General features: G+C 34.2%; 3 protein-coding genes, 1 pseudogene and 1 riboswitch. Of the genes and pseudogenes, 2 read left to right on the top strand and 2 right to left on the bottom strand.

Features of this window, described 5'->3' with window-relative positions; all coding sequences use genetic code 11:
• Positions 1-147: pseudogene (locus HNP81_RS24180) on the top strand (hypothetical protein); the annotation flags it as partial.
• 781 nt (positions 148-928) lie between these two features.
• Here HNP81_RS24180 and HNP81_RS23420 read toward each other — a convergent pair.
• Together HNP81_RS23420 and HNP81_RS23415 are read right to left on the bottom strand one after the other, a co-directional pair.
• Complete coding sequence (locus HNP81_RS23420; protein ID WP_182504167.1) at positions 929-1,144, bottom strand: hypothetical protein; 216 nt, start codon at positions 1,142-1,144, stop codon at positions 929-931.
• 449 nt (positions 1,145-1,593) lie between these two features.
• Entirely contained in the window at positions 1,594-2,163 is a 570-nt protein-coding gene (locus tag HNP81_RS23415) for a PASTA domain-containing protein (RefSeq protein ID WP_182504166.1), read from the bottom strand.
• Between the two features lie 1,156 nt (positions 2,164-3,319).
• A riboswitch (Fluoride riboswitch) is annotated at positions 3,320-3,379 on the top strand.
• Between the two features lie 65 nt (positions 3,380-3,444).
• Here HNP81_RS23415 and HNP81_RS23410 point away from each other — a divergent pair.
• Positions 3,445-4,125: a TerC family protein gene (locus HNP81_RS23410; protein WP_182504165.1), complete on the top strand. Its 681-nt coding sequence runs from the start codon at positions 3,445-3,447 to the stop codon at positions 4,123-4,125.
• The last annotated feature ends 108 nt before the right edge of the window (positions 4,126-4,233 follow it).

The following is a 4,233-nucleotide window of genomic DNA, read 5'->3' as shown; positions in this document are numbered from 1 at the left end:
TGGTTAGATCCTTCTATACATGATACCGACTATCTGCAACAGTTCCTTAAACCATTTGACGCACTCCAAATGGAAGCTTTTGAAGTATCATCCGAAGTTAATACACCTAAGAACAATTCTCCTAATTTAATCCAACAAATATGCTGAGAGATCACCCAAAGAGTCAATTTTTTCTTTTAATAGGTCAATCCTTCACTAATTCTGCTCGCAATTTATTAACACCAAATTCTACATAATCCATCAGGTCACAAAAAAAGGCTACTCATAAAGAGCAGCCAATATTAGTGAAGGGTACCCCATTATATGTAGCCTCCATACTTGCACGTTCTAAATCTAGGACGTGGTTAAAAATATAATTGTTTAATTTTTGATGTAAGCTACTTTACTTTAATAAAAAATATTACAATAAAAACGTATAAAAATCTAGGTTATTCAAGAATCGAGCCCGATTGCGGAATATCGTTTATGAAATAATCTATCTTTCAAAATAAATGCCAGTTTTTTTAAAGATGTTGTTCGATTAAATGGCCCTTATATGTAAAAGAGCACTACCCTTATTCAAGGATAGCACCCGTTAGCCATCAATCAGCGACAAAAACAACGCTGCACCTCAGAAAATGAAAATGACAGAAAACCATCGTCAATACTGATTCTTAATCCAGTTAATCCATAAATCAATGATTTGTGGCTTTCTCCATTTTTTTAAAACGAATGAGACTTTTGTCTTTTTTCGGAGTTACAGAAGTTTATTTTCATGGTAGTTGAAGATAAGCACTTTCAAATACTTTACTCATTTTCTACCGGATTTTATCGAAAGATAAAGCAAGTTTGTAATTTGCAAACATAAGAAGACCCTCTAAAAGGATTCCCATTTAGGAAGTCCACTACATGCCATAACCCTTCGGTTAAAGGATGACTTTACTTAATACTAATCACCTGTTTTGGAGCCATGATTGTCGTCATCAACGGTACCTTTCCCCGCCTTGTTGTCCAGCGCTCCTCCAGAAACAGCACCTTCTACTGCAACTGAACCAAATGGATCAAGAGCAGAAGCCATGGTATCCCCAGTAAAAGCACCTACACCAGTTCCTACTGCCTTGTCAGTATCGTTATCATCACGTTTGCGTTTGTTGATATCAGCCATCTATTTCACTCCCTCGTTTTTTATTGGGAAATGCTATCACTGTCCCATAATATATTTTGTCCAATAGGGACAAATTTACGAGGAGGGATTAATAAGCATTTGTAAATTTTTTTACCACCCAGTGTTATTCAACAATCTGGCCCGTTTGTTGAATAGCATAACCGACGTTTTAGTTTTCTGGTAACCCAAGTACCCTGATATTGAAGCACATCAATAACGTAACAACTTAAAGCACTCTATAAGTTGCGCCTGAATTGGAACCGGGACATCATTGCTTCAAATTCCTGTTTCCCATTAGAACCATACACAATAATTTCCCATCTAAAACAGATCCATTCGGTATATTAATTGATAATAGTTCCGAGAACTTTGCCGTAACCTCATTATTATGACGAGTATATATCAAAGAGCTAGGTGAAGTAAATATGAGAATCGCAACAACTTCTCAATCAACCTTCTAAGTTTATAGTCACTTTTACTGTGCTGCCCTTCCGTACCAAACTTCCAGGGGGTGGTTCGATATTGACAACCTCTTCATTTTCATATCTAGGATCAGCTTGTAATATAATGTACTCGACTCGAAGACCAAGAGATTCAGCACTTGGATTAACCATTCCCATGTCATCGCCTTTTTCAACTTCTTCTTTCTTCTGCCATTCTGGAACCGTGACATAACCCAACAACTCGATGATTCCGTCCTGGCGTTGATGAACCTCGTTAAGAGTATTCTCGATATTTCGAAGGGTATTGCTAATTTCGGCAAATCTGTTCTGGAATTCTGTATATCCAAGAAGAAGCTGCTGGATTTTATTATCAATGATGTCACAGTATGCAAGTTCGAGAATCTGATCCTTCTTAATACTACTAAGATAACCGGCAAGAGCGTCATTGGTTACATCACCGGTCTGTGGATTGATTACTAAACCGTGGATTGCATCGTTCCCCCTAGGTGTACGAATCGCATCACGCATCTCAACGGTAAAGCGTGTAGATATATCAAGTGGATAATTTGATGTCATGACTTCCCCTCATTTGTGATAAAGTAATCTTGTTTAAATCATATAGAGTTTAGAAAGTAGGGTACTCACTATATTCATTTCTTATTCCTTTAAAAAGTATCTCAGCGTTTAAAAGATGTTTTATAAGTGAAGAGAAATAAACAGTTTGGTCCAATCTGAAACATAAATTACACTACCTCGATAGAGTAAAATAAGCTATTCGTAATTTCCCTTCCTGTGTTTCGGAGAACACGTGTTTATCTACATATCCCATCTTCAACCATCTTTTAATGAGTGCTTTTCCTGAAAAAACGAGAGGTTTGTTTCTCTATCCATTCATGACGCAAAAGATCAAAACAACTCTTGAAGTCCCCTTCAAAAATCCATTTTTTCTTACTATTGGTGTTAATCTTGTTAAAGACTCCGGGCAAGATGTGGGACACAGCACAGTAGCATTATGGATCTACTTTTCCTCTTACCAATACCCAAGCGAAACTATGTATTATCTCTAGCTAATTAACGAAGCTTACATACCTTCACTTTTGTTCACCATATCTGTCTTCTCCTAGCAGTATTCCGGACCATACATTTGTCCTCTGTTTCCTTATTTCCTCATGCAATCTACAAACTTGTTGCCAAGCATGCAGTTTCAGATGGAGATCTTCTTTGTGTCTAAATGAGTAGCATAAGCTACACTGTGTGAATGCGACTTCTTGTCGCACCATAAAGTCAATTTTCGGAAGCTGCAAAAGAGCCAAACCTTTGATAATACTGGGTTTGGCTCTTGTCTGTATTTTATCGATTATGCATGATTTTATACAATGTTGATTTATCAACGTTTTTGGCTTCTGAAGAAGCCTGGCAACTGTATAAAAAGTGGGATTTTATGCAATATTTTTTAGAAAAACTTTCTCATACTTCAAGAGCAATTTGTTATTTCTTTGAATTTAACCATGTTATTACTGAATCGTTTTTTCGTATTATGATTTTTTAATAAGACCTTTTAATAGACAATTGTCTCAATTTCTATCGTTTTGTCCTTACACTCCGAAACCATGTATACGGTGGCTTTTTTGCGTTTTGCTGGTGCTACTCCTTTAATAGCTGTAAACATCTAAAAATAATTAATAATTTAGATATATTTTTGTGACAAGCAATATATCTTGTATTGTAACTAATTTGAATAGGCGATGGAGTTCGCCATAACTGGCATAAAACTAATGACTCCTATCAGAATAGAACATATTTTTGGTAGGTGTCTGTATTTTTAAAAAGGAATATCTTATATGGGGGTATTTTATTTTGAGTGATATTTTAAAGATCTATTTAATGAATGTTATTAATGACATTGATAACATTTTAATTATTTTAGCAGTGATCCGAAAGTATCATTATCAAATAAAAGCATTATTTATATATATTGTCATCAGTTTAACTATAAGTCGAACGTTGTATATAATGATTATTCATTCATTGTCAGATATACCTGGTTTACGAGTAATTATAGGAATTGTTATGCTCTATATTGCTATTCGATTAGCATGGTCAATTAAAAAAGTAAGGAAAACAAGATCTATTCCCACTATATCGACTTTTCAGATGTTATTGATTATTATAGTAACAGATTTTTCAATTTGTTTAGATAGTATTATGATTACGGCTGAACTTTCATCGAATATCCTTTTTATTGTTATAGGGATTTTTTTAAGTATTTCTACGATTTTTATTATAATTAATTTGTTTTCTGAAATAATTGCTGATACATCGTGGATTCAAATAATTGTAAATGGTTTAATTGCACATGTTGCTATTTTAGGTATTGTAAAAGATCCTATAACAAAGGAATTATTAATTTTCTTAGAAGGTTTTTTAGAAATACATATCAACAATTGGATAAACGTTTTTGCTTTAGATATTGTAATAATAATTATGTTTATTGGATTAATAAGGAGAATACAAAACCGTACCTCATTTAATGATTAAAAGATGAATTATAAATCGAGTAGGGGGAAGATAATTTATATATTTTCTCCCCTCTCACACCACCGTACGTACGGTTCCGTATACGGCGGTTCAATTTATATTACAGTG

This window comes from Peribacillus huizhouensis, assembly GCF_014138605.1.
GTDB classification, from domain to species: Bacteria; Bacillota; Bacilli; order Bacillales; family DSM-1321; genus Peribacillus; species Peribacillus huizhouensis.
The sequence above is the reverse complement of the archived record's forward strand: the minus strand, read 5'-3'. Positions and strand labels throughout refer to the sequence as shown.

Coding starts and splice junctions, on each gene's coding strand:
- HNP81_RS23420 (WP_182504167.1), bottom strand. CDS start 1,144: ATGGCTGATATCAACAAACGCAAACGTGATGATAACGATACTGACAAG.
- HNP81_RS23415 (WP_182504166.1), bottom strand. CDS start 2,163: ATGACATCAAATTATCCACTTGATATATCTACACGCTTTACCGTTGAG.